At 56.0% G+C, this 16,633-nt stretch carries 14 protein-coding genes; 5 read left to right on the top strand and 9 right to left on the bottom strand.

The features are described from left to right. Positions 1-11: 11 nt before the first annotated feature. Positions 12-956 (bottom strand): DUF1471 family protein YdgH, encoded by a 945-nt coding sequence (ydgH, locus tag HBA26_RS09590; RefSeq protein ID WP_126345672.1) that lies wholly within the window; start codon positions 954-956, stop codon positions 12-14. Positions 957-1,491: 535 nt separating this feature from the next. Between ydgH and pntA the strand changes: the two genes are divergently transcribed. From pntA to HBA26_RS09575, 3 genes are all read left to right on the top strand, one after another. Next, on the top strand, positions 1,492-3,021 hold the full coding sequence (gene pntA / locus HBA26_RS09585) for a Re/Si-specific NAD(P)(+) transhydrogenase subunit alpha (RefSeq protein WP_028012942.1): 1,530 nt from the start codon (positions 1,492-1,494) through the stop codon (positions 3,019-3,021). 10 nt (positions 3,022-3,031) lie between these two features. Then, complete coding sequence (gene pntB / locus HBA26_RS09580) at positions 3,032-4,420, top strand: Re/Si-specific NAD(P)(+) transhydrogenase subunit beta (protein WP_126345671.1); 1,389 nt, start codon at positions 3,032-3,034, stop codon at positions 4,418-4,420. 106 nt (positions 4,421-4,526) lie between these two features. After that, positions 4,527-5,636, top strand: a complete 1,110-nt coding sequence (locus tag HBA26_RS09575) for a mechanosensitive ion channel family protein (protein WP_045261475.1) — start codon at positions 4,527-4,529, stop codon at positions 5,634-5,636. Between the two features lie 40 nt (positions 5,637-5,676). On the opposite strand, the gene uspE is transcribed toward HBA26_RS09575, so the two are convergent. The 7 genes from uspE to HBA26_RS09540 form a co-directional block, all read right to left on the bottom strand. Further along, complete coding sequence (uspE, locus tag HBA26_RS09570; protein WP_028012944.1) at positions 5,677-6,627, bottom strand: universal stress protein UspE; 951 nt, start codon at positions 6,625-6,627, stop codon at positions 5,677-5,679. Positions 6,628-6,736: 109 nt separating this feature from the next. Further along, positions 6,737-6,889 (bottom strand): hypothetical protein, encoded by a 153-nt coding sequence (locus tag HBA26_RS09565; RefSeq protein ID WP_223824746.1) that lies wholly within the window; start codon positions 6,887-6,889, stop codon positions 6,737-6,739. Between the two features lie 176 nt (positions 6,890-7,065). Next, positions 7,066-7,818 carry a fumarate/nitrate reduction transcriptional regulator Fnr gene (fnr, locus tag HBA26_RS09560; RefSeq protein ID WP_006174991.1) on the bottom strand — a complete coding sequence of 251 codons (753 nt, stop codon included), beginning with the start codon at positions 7,816-7,818 and terminating at the stop codon, positions 7,066-7,068. Positions 7,819-8,001: 183 nt separating this feature from the next. Further along, a complete protein-coding gene (gene ogt, locus HBA26_RS09555; RefSeq protein WP_028012946.1) occupies positions 8,002-8,517 on the bottom strand; it encodes a methylated-DNA--[protein]-cysteine S-methyltransferase in 516 nt (171 codons plus the stop codon). Positions 8,518-8,527: 10 nt separating this feature from the next. Then, on the bottom strand, positions 8,528-10,054 hold the full coding sequence (gene abgT / locus HBA26_RS09550) for a p-aminobenzoyl-glutamate transporter (RefSeq protein WP_045261473.1): 1,527 nt from the start codon (positions 10,052-10,054) through the stop codon (positions 8,528-8,530). A gap of 41 nt (positions 10,055-10,095) precedes the next feature. Then, positions 10,096-11,541 (bottom strand): M20 family metallopeptidase, encoded by a 1,446-nt coding sequence (locus tag HBA26_RS09545; protein ID WP_045261472.1) that lies wholly within the window; start codon positions 11,539-11,541, stop codon positions 10,096-10,098. Continuing rightward, positions 11,541-12,851, bottom strand: coding sequence for a M20 family metallo-hydrolase (locus HBA26_RS09540; protein WP_126345670.1), 1,311 nt, complete (start codon positions 12,849-12,851; stop codon positions 11,541-11,543). Before HBA26_RS09540 ends, HBA26_RS09545 begins: the two co-directional genes overlap by 1 nt. 175 nt (positions 12,852-13,026) lie before the next feature. On the opposite strand from HBA26_RS09540, the gene HBA26_RS09535 reads away from it, so the two are divergent. Together HBA26_RS09535 and smrA are read left to right on the top strand one after the other, a co-directional pair. After that, entirely contained in the window at positions 13,027-13,938 is a 912-nt protein-coding gene (locus tag HBA26_RS09535) for a LysR family transcriptional regulator (RefSeq protein ID WP_047368434.1), read from the top strand. A gap of 355 nt (positions 13,939-14,293) precedes the next feature. Next, positions 14,294-14,857 (top strand): DNA endonuclease SmrA, encoded by a 564-nt coding sequence (gene smrA / locus HBA26_RS09530; RefSeq protein WP_126345669.1) that lies wholly within the window; start codon positions 14,294-14,296, stop codon positions 14,855-14,857. A gap of 27 nt (positions 14,858-14,884) precedes the next feature. Here smrA and HBA26_RS09525 read toward each other — a convergent pair whose 3' ends face one another. Then, on the bottom strand, positions 14,885-16,546 hold the full coding sequence (locus HBA26_RS09525) for a methyl-accepting chemotaxis protein (protein WP_063153904.1): 1,662 nt from the start codon (positions 16,544-16,546) through the stop codon (positions 14,885-14,887). Between the last annotated feature and the right edge of the window lie 87 nt (positions 16,547-16,633).

Raw genomic sequence — 16,633 nt, 5'->3', positions numbered from 1 at the left:
CAACGGTTTTGTTACTTGAACAGATCGGCGCTGATGGTCACGTTGTTACCACGTTCCTGCCACTGGCGGGTGATGTGGTAATACTTCGCCCCTTTCTTCGCCGCACGCTTCGCGACCTGATAAGAGACTTCCGTCATATTGCCGTAGTTGCCGGTAAACTTGATGCTGTCGAACGGCACCATCTGCGCGGCAGTGGCTTTGTTCAGCTCTTCAATTTTGGTGCCGTCCGGCAGCGTCACGGAGTAACGGCCACCTTTCGTGGACTGCGTTTCAAAGAAACGGCCCACTTCAGCGCTTGGTGCCGCAGAGGTCGCTACGCCCGGAATTTCAACTTTCTTCGCTTCTTCGCCGCCTTTGGCTATCGCCGCGCGACCCGCTTCAGAATCCGCAGGGATGGCATCCGGGCTCTGAAGAACGCGTTTTTTCGCATCTTCTTTGTAGATGAATGCGGTAATGCGCTGGTTGCCGCCCTGGTTAGCATCCACCTGACGCACGATATAGAAAGAGTAGGCACCTTTCTCTTTCGCGGCTTTGGTGATGGCATCGTTCACTTCTGGCTGGCTGCGATAGAAGCCCTGAACGGTAACGGTGTCGTAAGGTTCCAGCTCAATGGCCTGGTCTTTCGGCAGCTCAACGATACCGTTGATCACGCGGTTTTTCGGCGCGTCAGCCTTTGGTGCATTATCTTTATACAGCGCAATGGTCACGCGCTGGTTACCGCTGTTGCCGTAATCGGACTGGTCAACGACGTAAAACGAGGCCGCCCCGTTTTTATCCGCGGCTTTTGATGCGGCGGCGACGGCATCGCCAATAGAATTATAACGACCCACAATGACCGTATGGTCAAAAGGTTTTAACGCTGCCGCTTGCTCTGGCGTTAACTCTGTTGCGGCATTCGCAGACAGGGCGGTCGCACAGAGAAGTGCGGACGCCAGGAGTGTGTTCTTAAGCTTCATAAAAATAATCCTTCGCCTTGCGCAAACCATGTACTGGTATTGTTGTTTATTTGAGACGGCCCCGATTATGGCATTTAAAACCCGTCGCTGTCTGCGCCATTTTTCACTGCCTGTGCTCACTCAATTACCGAATTCGATAACATTTAGTGATATGTTGAAAAAACAGGCGTTTGACAAGCAAAACTGATAAAGCATATGACTTTTACAAGTTAATTTAATGTTAATAACTTGTTCTCTTATGGCGCTATATCATGTTTTTACCGCTTCGCTTGCGCGATTTATCGGTTCTGGCGATGAATTTAAGGTAAATATCACTGTCAGTGACGCCGATCGCTTATTTTTCACAGATAAAGTAAGAAATAGTGTTTTCTGGCGGTAGATCACAAGCGCTATTTTCAGTAGGTTATAGACAGTTTGTTACTGTTTTATTTTGCGGGGTTACTCATTTCTCGTCGCTATCATGCTGGCGAAAATTGATACAAACCGCGGGCATTTATCGACAAACCATCATCAAAAACCGATGGAAGGGAAAACTATGCGTATTGGGGTACCAAAAGAACGGTTAGCCAATGAAACCCGCGTAGCGGCAACACCGAAAACGGTGGAGCAACTGCTTAAGCTGGGTTTTACCGTCGCGGTTGAAAGCGGCGCAGGCAAGCTGGCGAGTTTCGATGACGAAGCCTTTATTCAGGCTGGCGCGGAAGTGGTGGACGGTGCTGAAGTCTGGCAGTCGCCCGTGATTCTGAAGGTCAACGCGCCGGAAGAGAGTGAGATTGCGCTGCTGAATCCAGGCACCACGCTGGTGAGCTTCGTCTGGCCTGCACAAAATCCTGAACTGATGGAGAAGCTGGCGGCCCGTGGCGTGACCGTGATGGCGATGGACTCCGTGCCGCGTATTTCGCGCGCGCAGTCGCTGGATGCGCTGAGCTCCATGGCAAACATTGCCGGCTACCGCGCCATTGTTGAAGCAGCCCACGAATTTGGACGCTTCTTTACCGGCCAGATCACCGCGGCGGGGAAAGTCCCACCGGCGAAAGTGATGGTGATTGGCGCGGGCGTGGCGGGTCTTGCCGCAATCGGTGCGGCAAACAGCCTGGGCGCTATCGTGCGCGCGTTCGACACCCGTCCCGAAGTGAAGGAACAGGTTCAGAGCATGGGGGCCGAGTTCCTTGAGCTGGACTTTAAGGAAGAAGCGGGCAGCGGTGATGGTTACGCGAAGGTGATGTCCGAAGCCTTTATCAAAGCCGAAATGGAACTCTTCGCCGCGCAGGCAAAAGACGTCGACATTATTGTTACCACCGCGCTTATTCCGGGTAAACCGGCGCCGAAGCTGATCACCCGTGAGATGGTCGACTCCATGAAGCCGGGCAGCGTGATTGTCGACCTGGCGGCGCAAAACGGCGGTAACTGCGAGTATACCGTTGCCAATCAGGTGACCACGACCGCTAACGGCGTTAAGGTGATCGGCTATACCGACCTGCCTGGCCGCCTGCCAACCCAGTCGTCTCAGCTGTACGGCACCAACCTGGTTAACCTGCTGAAGCTGCTCTGCAAAGAAAAAGACGGCAACATCACCGTCGATTTTGACGATGTGGTGGTGCGCGGCGTCACCGTCGTTCGCGAAGGTGAAATTACCTGGCCTGCGCCGCCTATTCAGGTTTCAGCCCAGCCCCAGGCTGCGCCAAAAGCGGCACCCGAGCCAAAAGAACCGGCAAAACCGGCTTCTCCGTGGCGCAAATACGCCATCATGGCGCTGGTCATTATTCTGTTCGGCTGGCTGGCTGACGTCGCGCCGAAAGAGTTCCTCGGCCACTTTACCGTCTTCGCACTCTCGTGCGTTGTGGGTTACTACGTGGTGTGGAACGTCTCCCATGCGCTGCATACGCCGCTGATGTCGGTGACCAACGCTATCTCCGGGATCATCGTGGTAGGGGCGTTGCTGCAGATTGGACACGGCGGCTGGATCAGCTTCCTGAGCTTTATCGCGGTGCTGATCGCCAGTATCAATATTTTCGGTGGTTTCACCGTGACTCAGCGCATGCTGAAAATGTTTCGTAAAGGCTAAGGGGTAGCATATGTCTGGAGGATTAGTGACAGCCGCATACATTGTTGCTGCAATCCTGTTTATTTTCAGTCTGGCGGGGCTTTCCAAACACGAAACGTCTCAGCAGGGAAATAACTTTGGTATCGCCGGGATGGCGATTGCGCTGATTGCCACCATCTTCGGGCCGGATACCGGCAACGTGGCGTGGATCCTGGTGGCGATGATCATCGGCGGCGCGATTGGTATTCGCCTGGCGAAGCGCGTTGAAATGACCGAGATGCCGGAGCTGGTGGCGATTCTGCACAGCTTCGTGGGCCTGGCGGCGGTGCTGGTGGGCTTCAACAGCTACCTGTATCACGAACCGGGCATGGAGCCGATTCTGGTCAACATTCATCTGACCGAAGTGTTCCTCGGTATCTTCATCGGTGCAGTAACCTTTACCGGTTCTATCGTAGCGTTCGGCAAGCTGCGCGGTAAGATCTCTTCTAAACCGCTGATGCTGCCTAACCGTCACAAGCTGAACCTGGCGGCGCTGGTGGTGTCGTTTGTGCTCCTGGTGGTCTTCGTGCGTACCGAAAGCGTGGGCCTGCAGGTACTGGCGTTGCTGGTGATGACCATCATCGCGCTGGCGTTTGGCTGGCATCTGGTGGCGTCCATCGGCGGTGCGGATATGCCGGTGGTTGTCTCGATGCTGAACTCTTACTCCGGTTGGGCAGCGGCGGCTGCGGGCTTTATGCTGAGCAACGACCTGCTGATCGTCACCGGTGCGCTGGTCGGTTCTTCCGGTGCCATCCTGTCTTACATCATGTGTAAGGCGATGAACCGTTCGTTCATCAGCGTTATCGCCGGTGGCTTCGGTTCTGACGGTTCTTCTACCGGCACTGACGAAGAAGTGGGTGAACACCGTGAGATCAGCGCGGAAGACACCGCGGAAATGCTGAAAAACTCGCATTCTGTGATCATCACCCCAGGCTACGGTATGGCGGTGGCGCAGGCGCAGTATCCGGTGGCGGAAATCACCGAGAAGCTGCGCGCGCGCGGTATCAACGTTCGCTTTGGTATTCACCCGGTGGCCGGACGTCTGCCGGGCCACATGAACGTACTGCTGGCGGAAGCGAAGGTGCCATACGACATCGTGCTGGAGATGGACGAGATCAATGATGATTTCGCCGACACCGACACCGTGCTGGTTATTGGTGCTAACGACACCGTTAACCCGGCGGCACAGGACGATCCGCGCAGCCCAATCGCCGGGATGCCGGTTCTGGAAGTGTGGAAGGCGCAGAACGTCATTGTCTTCAAACGTTCGATGAACACCGGCTATGCTGGCGTGCAGAACCCGCTGTTCTTCAAAGAGAATACCCATATGCTGTTTGGCGACGCCAAAGCCAGCGTGGATGCGATTCTGAAAGCGCTGTAATTCGCTTTCTCCTGACAAACCGCCCTTCGGGGCGGTTTTCCTATTTCTGCGGCCAGCGTTTCTCCTCTGTCTATACTTTACCCTTTGTGTAATACGAGGAGGTGTAATGCAATTTCTGTCCCGCTTCGACATCATCGCGCTGATGATGACGCCGACATTCTGGATAGGCGCCGCCACGGTTGTCTTTGTGACGCTGCTGGTGTACTGGCTGCTAACGCGCCTGATCGCATTCGTTAAGAAAGGCATCACCACCTGGGGCGACAAGCACCCGACCACCAACCGGATGCGTTTTATCCTGACCGATATGCTTAACCGTACCAGCCGCTTCCTGCTGTTTGTGGTGGCGCTGCTCTTCAGCCTGCGTTTCGTTGACTTGCCGGATCATCTCTTTGGCACCGTGAGCCACGCCTGGTTCCTGGTTTTCGCCATCCAGGTGGCGCTGTGGATGGATCAGGGGGTGGTGTCGTGGCTTCGTCACGTCATGCTGGCGCCTGGAAGCCATAAAAACCCGGTCACGCTGGTGATCACGGGGCTTATTCTCCGTGCCATCGTCTGGTCAGTGATGCTGCTGTCTATCCTTGCTAACGCGGGCGTCAACATCACTGCTCTGGTTGCCAGTCTTGGGGTAGGGGGTATTGCCATCGCCCTCGCCGTACAAACGATACTCAGCGACGTGTTTGCCTCGCTCTCTATCGGCTTTGATAAGCCGTTTGAAATTGGCGATTTTGTGGTGTTCAACGACGTGGCGGGGACGGTAGAGCACATTGGCCTGAAAACGACCCGTATCCGCAGCCTGAGCGGGGAGCAGATCGTCTGCGGTAACGCCATTTTGCTTCAGCAGACGCTTCACAACTACAAACGCATGCAGACGCGTCGCATCGTCTTTACCTTTGGCGTTGCCAGCGACACGCCGCCCGATAAGTTGCGCTACGTGGGGGATATGGTCAGGCAGATCATTACTGATGTCGGCGAGACAAAATTCGATCGTGCCCATTTTCTGGGATTCGACCGCGACCGCCTGACGTTTGAAGTCGTCCATATCGTTAATACCGCGGATTACAACAAATACATGGACATCCAGCAGGAGATCAATATCCGTATTCTTGAAGGACTGAACGCCCAGGAGATTAAGCTGGCGCTGCCCAGCATGGTATTGCACGCGCCGTGGATGCAGGATGAGTCAGGTGAACAGCCGAAGCCGGTAATGGAGAGCTGATGAGAAAAGCCCGCCGGAGCGGCGGGCTTTGATGTTTACGTTAATCGTCTTCCGGGTCGTCCAGCTCAATTGGCGTCTGATACTCATCCGGCTTGATGACCAGCAGGTCGCAGCGCAGATGGTCGATCACCTGTTCGGCGGTATTGCCGAGGAAGGCAGCAGAGATACCGGTCCGGCCAATGGTGCCCAGCACCACAATCCCGGCCTGCAGATGTTCGGCTAAATCCGGGATCACCTCTTCAGGCAGCCCTTTTTCCACGTGCGTCATGTTCTCGTCAATGCTGAACTTCTGGCGCAGCGCTTTCATCGCCAGCAGGTGCTGACCGCGGATCGCGTCGTTATAGACGCTAGGGTCAAATTCCGGCAGCTCAATGGCGATATTGATCGGCGTAACCGGATAGGCGCCCACCAGATGCACTTCGGTATGGTTAACCTGATCGGCAAGCTGGATGGTCTCCTTCACCAGCTTCTCGTTGAGCGAATTGTGATAATCCTCTTCGCTCGCGAGATTCACCGCCACAACGGCTTTCCCGCCTTCAGGCCACGGCTGGTCTTTCACCATCCAGACCGGGCAAGGGCATTTACGCAACAGATGCCAGTCGGTCGGAGTGAAGATTACGGACTCCAGCTTGTCGTGCTGGTGCGCCATCTTCAGCAGCAGGTCGTGCCCACCGGCAACCACTTCCTGGATAATGGCCTCAAAAGGTCGGTTATGCCAGACCACTTTAATATCAATAGGCACGCCCGCTTCCAGGTAATACTTCGCCTGTTCACGGATCCACGCGGTACGCTGGCTGATGACGCCCTGACGCATAGCGGTGCGCTCGTCAGGCGACAGAAGGGTGGTCATCTCATACGAGAAGTCATAGATCGGCAAAAACGCTTTGATTTTGCCACCAATCCGTTGATGTAAATACACAGCACGTCGTAATGCCGGCTGATCGTCCTGATTCGGATCGATAGCTACCAGCATGTTTTGATACTTGGCCATACAGGTCTCCTTACTACTGTCACCACAGTCTGTAATTAAAAGAGTAACCTATATATCCTGAATGAAACAGAGGGGAGCTTTTGCCAGATCAATAATTCATGAAAATTTATCAGAGGAAAAGCACGGTGGATGTCACCGCGATAAACGCAATGAACAGCAGCACCATCACCGCTATCGCAAAGGTCGTGGAATCCTGAACGTAGGTTTTTTCCTCCCCCTTCATCGGACCGACAAGCATGATCCAGATGAATATAAAGGTCACTGAGGCGATCACGACTGAAACGAAAAACAAACTTTCTCTCAATTCATAACCTCAACGACAACCTTTCAGGCGCTGTATGGGGACGTGCTACGATGAAAATGTCTTAAAGCGGAAGCGATGATACCAGACCAATAAATCACGTGAATTTATCAGTCTGGTTATCAACATGCGGAGAGTTACGCCACGTTGCGGGCGTGTCCGGCAAGAACGGCCAGCGCTTCGCCGTTTTCGATAGTGATGTATTTACCCTTAACGGCCAGCATTCCGCTCTTCTGGAAACGACCCAGCAGACGGCTGATGGTCTCAACGGTCAGGCCCAGGTAGTTACCGATATCGCCACGGGTCATGGTCAGACGGAACTCACGCGGCGAAAAACCGCGCTCGGCGAAGCGGCGGGAGAGGTTGTAGATAAACGCGGCCAGGCGCTCTTCTGCATTCTTTTTGGAAAGCAGCAGAATCATGTCCTGATCGCCTTTGATCTCACCGCTCATCAGACGCATCATCTGCTGACGCAGGTTAGGCATCTTACCGGACAGATCGTCCAGGGTTTCAAACGGAATTTCGCAAACCATTGAGGTTTCGAGTGCCTGAGCAAAGCTCGGGTGGTGACCAGTGCCGATGGCATCAAAGCCCACCAGATCGCCTGCCAGGTGGAAGCCGGTGATCTGCTCGTCACCCTGTTCGGTGATGGTGTAGCTCTTGATGGTGCCAGAGCGGATAGCATAGAGCGATTTCAGTTCGTCTCCCGCTTTAAACAGCGTCTGCCCTTTCTGAATCGGCTTTTTGCGCTCGATGATATTATCAAGCTGATCGAGTTCATGCTCATTCAGGGTAAACGGGATACAGAGCTGGCTGATGCTGCAATCCTGGCAATGGATAGCACAACCGCCAGACTGAATGCGTCGTATAATTCGCTTTTCCGGGATCATAGGTTTGCTCAAGCCTTAATTGATATTGGTCAATTTTAACATCTTTTTGGTAAGTACGTAAGCCTGACAAACCCTCAATAAGGACAAGAGACGGCAACGTGTTGCCATCTTCTTGAAATTCCACAGCTTGATTATGGATTTTTAGCCTAACCGGTAGAAAATTAAGCACAAAAAGCCTGGGATCTACAGCAAGAGATACCCTTCGTGACGCAGTAACCACTCCTTGCGCTGCACGCCGCCGGCATAGCCGGTCATGGTGCCGTTACGGCCAATGACCCGATGGCAGGGCACCACAATGCTGACCGGATTAGAGCCATTGGCGGCACCCACCGCGCGTGCGGCGCCTGCGCGGCCTAGCTGCTCCGCGAGCTGGCCGTAATGCATGACCTGCCCGCACGGAATCGACCGCAGCGCCTGCCACACTTCGCGCTGAAAAGGGGTACCTGCCGTGGCGGTTGGCAGAGTGTCAATGATGCTGAGATCGCCTTCAAAATACGCCGCCAGCTTGTCGCTCAGCCCGCCCGGGTTGGTGGCGCTGATGCGTTCATAACCCTGTGCGCGGTAATGAATATCCAGCAGTTCCTCCATGCGGTCGCTGTGCTCTTCCCACTCAACGGCGCGCAGGCAGAACTGCTCGTCCGCGATCACCCACAGCGGCCCGAGCGGCGTCGCAATTTTATCTTCGAGTAATCTCAGCATTTTCAATCCTTTAATTTAGCCTCGGGTATATCCCCGGCCCAATCGGCAGGCCGACAAGATACCATGCCACCAGCATCACCAGCCATACCCCTAAAAAGATAAGCGGGTAGGGTAAAACCAGCGAATAGTAGGTACCCAGTCTGGCCTCGGGCTTATAGCGCTGCAGGAAACCTAAAAACAGCGGAACGAAAGGTGAGACGGGCGCCAGCGGGATCACCGAGGAGTCCGCGATGCGGAACAGGATCTGGGCAAACGCCGGGTGGAACCCGAGCATCATAAACATCGGCACGAAGATCGGCGCCAGAATTGACCAGATGGCGGAGCCGCTGGCAATAAACATGCACAGCAGGGATGACAGCAGCGCCAGCCCGACAAACGCCGGTACGCCGCTTAATCCGGCAGCCTCCAGCGCGTCGGTCAGGCCCACGGCCATAAACTTGCCCATGTTGCTCCAGTTAAACATCGCCACGAACTGCGCCAGCGGGAATACCATCACGATAAAGCCCGCCATCTCTTTCATCGGCTCGATCATCAGCTGCGGCAGATCGCCCTGACGGCGGATTTTGCCGGTAGCGATACCGTAGGCGAGCGAAACGACAAAGAAGAAGAGAATAATCAGCGGCACGATGCCCTGAATAAACGGCGACGGCAGGACGGTATGCTTAACGGGATCGCGCAGTATGCCGTTTTCCGGCACCACCATCAGCGCCACCAGCGCGATAAACGCCAGCGAGACCAGCCCGGCCACGCGCAGGCCGAAGCGCTGCTCTTTGCTCAGCGTCTCCAGCTTTTCATCGCTACGGCCTTCCCATTTGCCCAGACGCGGCTCGACGATCTTATCGGTAATCAGCCCGCCGACAATCGTCAGGACAATCACCGAGCTGGCCATAAAGTACCAGTTGTCGATCACGCTGACGTGCATGGCCGCATCAATGGTTTTCGCTGCCTCCGTGCTGATGCCCGAGAGCAGCACGTCGGTGGTGACGATCAGCAGGTTGGCGGTAAACCCGCAGCCCACGCCCGCAATGGCCGACAGCAGACCCGCCACGGGATGGCGCCCGACGGCGAGGAAGATCAGCGCCCCCATCGGCGGCATAATCACCAGCGCGGCATCGGATGAAATGTGGCTAAAGAAGGCGATAAACAGCACCATGTAGCTGGCGTAGCGCGCGCTGACGTGGGACGCCATTTTTACCATCAGTGCGGGTAACAAGCCCACGCGTTCAGCCAGCCCGGCGCCCAGCACCAGCGCCAGAATGGCACCCAGCGGAGCGAAACCGCTAAAGTTTTTGATCACGTTCGGTAAAAACCAGTGCAGCCCGTCAACGCTGAGCAGGTTTTTCACCGCCACCAGGCTGCCGTCTGCCGGGCTGCGCACGCTGACGTCAAAGGCCGAGAGCACGGCGGTAGCAACCATCAAAATCACAATCAGATAGATAAACAGCAGGAAAGGGTGCGGCACTTTATTGCCGATCCTTTCAACCCAGCCATAGAGCTTACCGGATGGGGAATGCGAAGGTATGGATGACATACTCATGGGCGTTCCTCGGGAGTGTTGTGTTGTTGTGTTGTGTTTTTTTATTTTAAAGGTGACGGTGTCACGCCCGGTGGGATCGGACACGCGTACGGTTTTTCTTCTATTTGTTGTTCGAACTCTTCACGGCATGTTTTCAGCAGGTCTGCATCCTGCAGCAGATTGAGTGCGGTTGCGCCCATCACTTTCCCGGCCAGCAGCATGCCTTTGTGGGCGATGGAGGTTCGTCCCTGCGCCACCAGTTGCCAGGTGTGCAGCGGCGTGCCGACGGTAAAGCAGGGGCTGAAGCACTGGGCGACCGGCATTTTCCAGCTGACGTCACCCACGTCCGTTGAACCCGCCAGCACGTTATCGGTAATGGCATAGGGCGCGACTTCATCCACCAGCAGCGTCTCCTGATGGCGGCGGGCAAAGGCTTTGCCTGCTTCTCCCCCCGTGGCGGCAATGTTTTTCAGGCTGTTCTGCAGATCGTTTGGCGTCAGCGTGGCGCGGATTTCGCGGGCAAAGTCGCGCTCTTCATCGGTCCACTCCGGCGTGCCGTAGTGCTGCAACGCGCGGTACATCGCAGCCTCAAGCGTGCGGTTCGGCAGGTAGCTGGAGCAGGCCTTATCAAAGCGGCATTCGACGGTGGTTTCGGTCATCATTGCCGCGCCCTGGGCAATTTTTTCGATGCGTTGGTAGATCTGCTGCGCGTCGGCCATCTCCGGGGCGCGGATCAGGTACAGCACTTCAGCCTGCGCCTGCACCACGTTGGGCGAAATCCCGCCGGTGTCGGTGATGGCGTAATGGACGCGCGCTTTCTCTATGATGTGCTCGTTAAGGAAGTTGGTGCCGGTAGTCATCAGCGTCACGGCGTCCAGCGCGCTGCGCCCTAAATGGGGCGAGTTGGCCGCATGCGCCGCCACGCCGTGAAAACGCCAGGCCGCCTGAATGTTGGCGAGCGTGCTGACGTTAAACATCCCGGCAAAGGCCTCCGGGTGCCAGGTGACAGCGGCATCAACGTCATCAAACAGACCTTCACGTACCATAAAGGTTTTCCCGGAGCCGCCTTCCTCACCGGGACAGCCGTAAAAACGCACCGTTCCGCTGCCGCCGTGCTGCTCCAGCCAGCTTTTTACCGCCACCGCGCCCGCAAGCGCCGCGGTGCCCAGCAGGTTATGCCCGCAGCCGTGGCCGTTCGCCCCCGGCGTGGCGGATTGCGCCGTCGCGCAGTGCGCCTGCTGGCTTAGCCCGGCCAGCGCGTCGTACTCGCCCAGCAGAGCGATAACCGGTTTCCCGCTGCCGAAGCTGGCGATAAACGCGTTGGGGATACCGCCTGCCTCGCGGGTCAGCGTAAAGCCCTCGGCTTCCAGCTCGTCAGCGAGCCGTCTGGAGGACCAGAACTCTTCAAAGCGGGTTTCGGGATGATCCCAAATTGCATCGGCAATATCGGTTAGCGTCTGACATCGCGTGTCGATGGCATCGGCAATAAAAGCGTAGTTCTCCTGCATTACACACCTCGCGTCCACGGGAAATTGAGCGCAGTTCGCGCCAGCGTTTCAATGGCGACAGCCATGACCTGCTCATCGAAGTCGAATTTTTCGTTGTGATGTCCGGCGCTCAAATCCGTGCCGAACACCATATACGACGCCATGCCGCCGTTCTGCTGCACGCGGGCCATCATCAGCGTGGCGTCTTCAGAGCCTGCTGGCGCTTTCACCTTATCGATTGCGTGCACAATTCCCGATACCTGGCTCGCCTGTTCACGCAGGTAATCAACCCAGGCCGGCGTCGGCGCGCTGGAGGTGGCGGCCCCCATCAGGCGCATCTCCGCGCTCACGCCATAGAGCGCGGCCGCGCCGGTAATGACAGCCTTCGCGCGTTCAAAGACATACTGGTTTATTGCTTCGCTTTCGCCGCGGGTTTCAACCTTAATCAGTGCATTTGCGGGCACCACGTTGCGGCCGCTACCCGCCTGCATCACGCCGACGTTGACGCGGGAAGCGCCTTCGCTGTGCGGGGCGATGCTGTGCAGGGCGAGGGCGGCCTGCGCGGCGGCAAGCAGGGCGTTACGTCCATCCTCCGGTTTGCCGCCCGCGTGTGCGGCAACGCCGGTAAAGTTCACGTCGAACTTGGTGGTTGCCATAAAGTTATCGCTGCCGCAGATCGCCGTTCCGGCGGGGACGCCGGTACCAATATGGATGGCGGTAAAATAGTCCACGCCGTCCAGCGCCCCGGCGGCGACCATGGCGCGCGCGCCGCGGGTGCCTTCTTCGGCAGGCTGGAAAATCAGCTTGACGGTACCGTTGAGCTGCGCTTCTTTCTGCTTAAGCACCTTTGCCAGCCCCAGGCCAATGGTGGTGTGGCCGTCGTGCGCGCAGGCGTGCATCATTCCCGCGTTGCAGGAGGCAAAACCGTCGCGGAACGGGCGATGGCTGTCGTCGAGCGCTTCGCTTAAATCAAGGGCATCCATGTCGACGCGAAACGCCAGCGTCGGGCCCGGTCGTCCGGTATTCAGGGTCGCCACAATGCCGGTAAATCCGCCTTCAAACGGTGCCAGCCATTTCTCAGGCGCGCCCTGTGACCGCGCACGGGCAAACTCTCGCGAAAGGGTGGCGTCATCGGGCAGTCCCATACGGCTTTCGGCATCGATCACGTCGCGACCCATCGCCAGTTCGTAGCCCAGGGAGTCAAGGATTTCCGCGACCTTTGCGGCGGTACGGAACTCTACCCAGCCGGATTCCGCAAAATGGTGAAAATCGCGACGCCATGCGATCAACTGGGGGGCTAATGTCTGGATGTACTGCGCCAGTGTGTCCATATCTGTTCCTGTCATCATTAAAAAATGTGAACTGCTTCACGCTGTGATAGTTTTTACTTATCACTAACCGTTTTTTCACAGTTTTAACCGTTCAGGAATTACCCTCGCACATCCCTTTCCATTAAAGTAGATGACAGTTTCTTTACTCTGATAAACAACGGTTATCGGTTGGGCTATGTCATTTCAGATTAAATTTCATCAAATCCGGGCGTTTGTTGAAGTGGCGCGTCAGGGCAGCATTCGCGGTGCCAGCCGGACGCTGAATCTCTCGCAGCCGGCGCTGACTAAATCCATCAAAGAGCTGGAGGAGGGCATGGCGGCGCAGCTTTTTGTTCGCCGGAGTAAAGGCGTTGCGCTGACCGAGTGCGGGGAAGGGTTTTACCAGCGCGCCAGGCTGATTCTGGAAGAGCTGCGTGCGGCGCAGGATGATATTCGCCAGCGGCAGGGGGATCTGGCCGGGCAGATCAATATCGGGATGGGGGCCAGCGTGTCACGCAGCCTGATGCCCGCCGTCATCACCCGTTTTCACGCCCAGCACCCGCAGGTTAAAGTGCGAATTATGGAAGGGCAGCTGGTGTCGATGATCAATGAATTACGCCAGGGCGAACTGGACTTCACCATCAACACCTATTATCAGGGGCCTTACGACCATGAGTTTACGTTTGAAAAACTCTTCGAAAAACCATTTGCGGTATTTTGCCGGGAAGGGCATCCGGCGACAGGGGCAACATCCATTAACGATCTGCTGCATTATAACTGGACAATGCCAACGCCGCGGGGAAGTTATTATAAGCAATTAGAAGATCTATTTAGCCACCGCTCGCAAATACCGCGGATTGGCGTAGTGTGCGAAACCTTTTCTTCCTGCATTAGCCTTGTTGCGCAAAGTGATTTTTTAAGTATCCTTCCGCAGGAGTTAGGCTGTGATCCGCTGCTGGCGCACCGTCTGGTGATTCTGCCGGTTGCCGAGTCGCTTCCAAAAGCCGCATATTATTTAATTCAGCGCCGGGATTCTCGTCAAACTCCGCTTGCCGAATCATTAATTACGCAATTCAGAAGGGAGGCGAGGAAAATAGTTTCAGAGTGAATGTCGCATAATAAAAAAACAGAGTCTGCCCGACATCAGACAGACCCTATAGTACACACAGCAGTGCGTCCTTTCGCAAGTCCTGGGTATTATATCCATGAGGCAGGTAAATTTAGTTATAACACCTTTCCCGAAAAATGAAAGGAAGGTGAATGACTGATTTTAGAAAAATTTAACGCAAATCACCTATTTTACTCTTGCTGGGGTTTTAGTTAAGTCAGGTTTAAGTACATTTTATAATGACTATATATATTCATCGGGTTAATATTTATCTCGTGCCTCATCTTCTAAGGGTTATTGAGACACCTGTCTGGCGCAGGTATAGTACAAGCCCAGATGTAGCCGGAGGATTTCCATGAACCCTGACGACAAATCCCTTTTTCTTGACGCCATGGAGGATGTCCAGCCCCTGAAACGCTGCACCGATATCCACTGGCAGCAAAGCCGTAATACCCGGGCTCGCCAGGACATCGATACCGAACACCTCGACAACTTTCTGACCCTGGGTTTCCTTGAGCTATTGCCGCTTGACGAGCCGCTGGCGTTCCAGCGCGAAGGCGTCCAGCAGGGCGTTATTGACAAGCTGCGTTCGGGTAAATACTCCCGACAGGCCAGCTTAAATCTGTTGCGTCAGCCCGCTGAACGCTGCCGCCAGATGCTGTATTCCTTTATTCGCCAGGCCAGTCGTGACGGATTACGTAACCTCATCATCATCCACGGGAAAGGGCGCGAGCAAAATTCGCATCCTAATGTGGTGCGTAGCTATCTGGCACGCTGGTTAACCGAGTTCGAGGAAGTACAGGCGTTCTGCGTGGCGCTGCCGCATCACGGCGGCAGCGGGGCTTGCTATGTTTCCCTGCGAAAATCCGACGACGCGAAGCAGGAGAACTGGGAACGGCACGCCAAGCGCAGCCGTTAGCGGGCGATATCTTCGCCCGCCTGAGGCTTAGAAGGTTTCCCAGTTACTGTCGGAGGTGGCGTTAGCCGTTGCCGGACGCAGCAGTTGCGGTGTTTTAACGTTGGCCGGGCGCGGGGCGGTGGCGTTTGCTTTACCGTTCAGACGAAACGCGGCCACGGCCTGACGCAGCTGTTCGGACTGATCTTCCAGCGCCGCTGCCGCCGTGGCCGACTGCTGCACCAGCGCGGCGTTTTGCTGCGTCACGCTGTCCATCTGCGACACGGCCAGGCTCACCTGCTCAATTCCGCGGCTCTGCTCATCCGATGCGGACGAAATCTCGCCCATGATATCGGTGACGCGGGTGACGGCGGCGACAATCTCCTTCATAGTCGCGCCCGCTTCGCTGACCTGCTCAGAACCGGTGTTCACCCGGCTGACGGAGTTCTCAATAAGCCCTTTGATCTCTTTCGCCGCCTGCGCGCTGCGGCTGGCCAGCGTACGAACTTCTCCGGCGACAACCGCAAACCCGCGGCCTTGCTCGCCTGCGCGTGCGGCTTCCACCGCGGCGTTAAGCGCCAGAATGTTGGTCTGGAATGCAATGCTGTCAATCACGCCGGTAATATGAGCGATTTGCTGCGAACTGTCGGCAATTTCGTTCATGGTGCGCACCACGTTATCCACGACGTGGCCGCCGCGAGCCGCTGTTTCAGAGGCATTCTTCGCCAGCAGCGTCGCCTGACGGGCGTTATCGGAGTTCTGTTTAACCGTTGCGGTCAGCTCTTCCATGCTGGCGGCTGTCTCTTCGAGCGAGGAGGCCTGCTCTTCGGTGCGGGCGGAGAGATCGTTGCTCCCTGCGGCAATTTCACCCGCGCCGGTGTAGATGGAGTCGGTGCTGCCGCGTACGGCGCTGACGGTTGTCACCAGCGACTGCTGCATCTCGTGCAGGCCAGCCGCCAGCTGACCCATCTCATTGCGGCCAGAGAGGGTGATATCCTGCGTCAGATCGCCTCCCGCAATGGCGCGAATATGGTTCATGATGGCGTTGAGCGGTTTTAACAGCAGGTGCTGTAAACCCTGCCAGATCACCACCAGCACGGCGATAACGGCCAGGAAAATGGCTGCCAGCGTCCACTGCATCTGCGTGAAGCTGCTTTGGTTCTCTTCGGTTGCCGCCTTCAGCAGCGTGTTGTTCTCGGCGCGCCAGCGGTTATAGACCGCTTCCATGTCGTCCTGGGCCTGCTGAGCGTCCAGATCGCCATAGGCCTGGTAGTTGTCGGCACGCAGATACTCAATCGACAAACGCATCACCTCGTGCATCTGATTCCATGACTTCTGCATCTCGTCGGTTAACGCCGCATTCTGGCCGTTAACCTGCGGCATTTTCTGCCATTCTTTGTTATAGGCTTCAGCTTTAGCCAGCGAGTCGCCTGCGGTGCCGAGCAGTTTGTTAATCGCGGCAAGGGATGCCGGGTCGCGCTGGTTCTTCAGGTAGCGGATTGCCACGCGAGTGACGGTAACGCGCGTTTTCACCAGCGTGTTCACGCTGTCGCTCAGGCTTTCCTGCTGGGCATTCAGCACGCCGGAGTTCTGGAAGTTATGGCGATCGTTGCTGACGGCAGAGTAGAACAACCCTCCCGTGACAACTTGCAGCAGACAGAATATGGTGAGGGCAAAGATAATTCCGGTAATCACGTGCAGATTTTTCAGCATAGCGGTCGTCCGTTAGAAAAGATGCAGAGGTACACCCATACTATCGTCGTATAGAATTTAAACTTTAATTTAACTCGCGCTTAACTT

This window comes from Enterobacter sp. 725m/11, assembly GCF_011683705.1.
Lineage (GTDB): Bacteria > Pseudomonadota > Gammaproteobacteria > Enterobacterales > Enterobacteriaceae > Enterobacter > Enterobacter bugandensis.
The sequence above is the reverse complement of the archived record's forward strand: the minus strand, read 5'-3'. Positions and strand labels throughout refer to the sequence as shown.

Coding starts and splice junctions, on each gene's coding strand:
- HBA26_RS09535 (WP_047368434.1), top strand. CDS start 13,027: ATGTCATTTCAGATTAAATTTCATCAAATCCGGGCGTTTGTTGAAGTG.
- ydgH (WP_126345672.1), bottom strand. CDS start 956: ATGAAGCTTAAGAACACACTCCTGGCGTCCGCACTTCTCTGTGCGACC.
- HBA26_RS09545 (WP_045261472.1), bottom strand. CDS start 11,541: ATGCAGGAGAACTACGCTTTTATTGCCGATGCCATCGACACGCGATGT.
- ogt (WP_028012946.1), bottom strand. CDS start 8,517: ATGCTGAGATTACTCGAAGATAAAATTGCGACGCCGCTCGGGCCGCTG.
- abgT (WP_045261473.1), bottom strand. CDS start 10,054: ATGAGTATGTCATCCATACCTTCGCATTCCCCATCCGGTAAGCTCTAT.
- HBA26_RS09575 (WP_045261475.1), top strand. CDS start 4,527: ATGCAATTTCTGTCCCGCTTCGACATCATCGCGCTGATGATGACGCCG.
- uspE (WP_028012944.1), bottom strand. CDS start 6,627: ATGGCCAAGTATCAAAACATGCTGGTAGCTATCGATCCGAATCAGGAC.
- HBA26_RS09540 (WP_126345670.1), bottom strand. CDS start 12,851: ATGGACACACTGGCGCAGTACATCCAGACATTAGCCCCCCAGTTGATC.
- HBA26_RS09525 (WP_063153904.1), bottom strand. CDS start 16,546: ATGCTGAAAAATCTGCACGTGATTACCGGAATTATCTTTGCCCTCACC.
- smrA (WP_126345669.1), top strand. CDS start 14,294: ATGAACCCTGACGACAAATCCCTTTTTCTTGACGCCATGGAGGATGTC.
- fnr (WP_006174991.1), bottom strand. CDS start 7,818: ATGATCCCGGAAAAGCGAATTATACGACGCATTCAGTCTGGCGGTTGT.
- pntB (WP_126345671.1), top strand. CDS start 3,032: ATGTCTGGAGGATTAGTGACAGCCGCATACATTGTTGCTGCAATCCTG.
- pntA (WP_028012942.1), top strand. CDS start 1,492: ATGCGTATTGGGGTACCAAAAGAACGGTTAGCCAATGAAACCCGCGTA.